1 protein-coding gene and 1 pseudogene are annotated in these 631 nt (G+C 55.3%); one reads left to right on the top strand and one right to left on the bottom strand.

The features are described from left to right. On the bottom strand, positions 1-189 hold a 189-nt coding region (locus JUK32_RS01935), incomplete at its 3' end, for a hypothetical protein (protein WP_204137166.1). 244 nt (positions 190-433) lie between these two features. Here JUK32_RS01935 and JUK32_RS01930 point away from each other — a divergent pair. Beyond that, positions 434-631: pseudogene (locus tag JUK32_RS01930) on the top strand (THUMP domain-containing protein); the annotation flags it as partial.

Raw genomic sequence — 631 nt, 5'->3', positions numbered from 1 at the left:
ACGCATCCAGATCCGTTTAAAAAGAAATAGCCCGACCCTAAAGCCCCCAAGGATCGGGCATCTCACCTGTAAGGACGCCATATGCAGAATGACGAACCGCTCTAAATTGCCCCCAAGAGCGGCGTTCAGCCTGCTGGTGTTCTCCAAAATTAATTCTATTGTCGTCTGCCCAGAGGCGAATGGCGTCACAGAATCCACGCAAAACTAGATGAATTGCCGCTAAACTTCCGGGCGATATTCCGTAAAACTACGTTTGAGTCAGGCCCCATGTGGGTCGTAAGCCAATTTGGCCCCGGTTGGTTGCCAGGATGGTCGCTGGGCACTGTCATGGTGGCGCGTGAGGGCTCATGCAGTGCGGCCTAAGTTTGGCCGCAGGCGTTAGAGAGGGGGAGGATTGCGGTAGGTTTGAGAGGCTGTGCAGGAATGGGAACCCATGGAGCGATATTTTGCCACCGTCGCGCGAGGGTTGGAGGCCATTGCCACCGAAGAGTTGGCCAGCCTGGGCGCTATCAAATCAGAGCCGGGATTTTGTGGGGTCGCTTTTTCTGGCGATCGCGAATTGCTCTACCGGGTGAATCTGTGGGCGCGGCTGCCGTTTCGGATTTTGGTGCAGTTGTCAGAATTTCCCTGC

Origin of the sequence: Halomicronema sp. CCY15110, from assembly GCF_016888165.1 — a bacterium.
Classification (GTDB): domain Bacteria; phylum Cyanobacteriota; class Cyanobacteriia; order Phormidesmidales; family Phormidesmidaceae; genus Halomicronema.
This window is presented reverse-complemented; position numbering and strand designations above follow the sequence as displayed.